The sequence below is a fragment of the Mesorhizobium sp. genome (assembly GCF_005063415.1).
Lineage (GTDB): Bacteria > Pseudomonadota > Alphaproteobacteria > Rhizobiales > Rhizobiaceae > Mesorhizobium.
In genome coordinates, this window is sequence record NZ_SUEG01000400.1 from 1 (window position 1) to 287 (window position 287).

General features: G+C 70.4%; 1 protein-coding gene. It reads left to right on the forward strand.

The features are described from left to right. On the forward strand, nt 1-287 hold a 287-nt coding region (locus E5W70_RS32795; protein ID WP_292665521.1), incomplete at both ends, for an SAM-dependent methyltransferase.

Sequence of the window (287 nt, forward strand, 5' to 3'; positions counted from 1 at the left end):
GCCATGGGCCGCCGCGATGCCGAGCGCCTGCCGGTCGGCAAGCGCAAGGGCTGCCATTCCAAGAGCCAGGCCGAAATCAATGCGCTGCTGGTCGAGCTTGGCAATGCCGGCAAGCGCGTCGTGCGGCTGAAGTCCGGCGACCCGCTGGTGTTCGGCCGGGCCGGCGAGGAGATGGCGGCACTTCGCGATGCCGGCGTCGCCTACGAAGTGGTTCCAGGCGTCACCGCGGCGTTTGCCGCCGCCGCCGATTTCGAACTGCCGCTGACGCTGCGCGGCGTGTCGTCGTC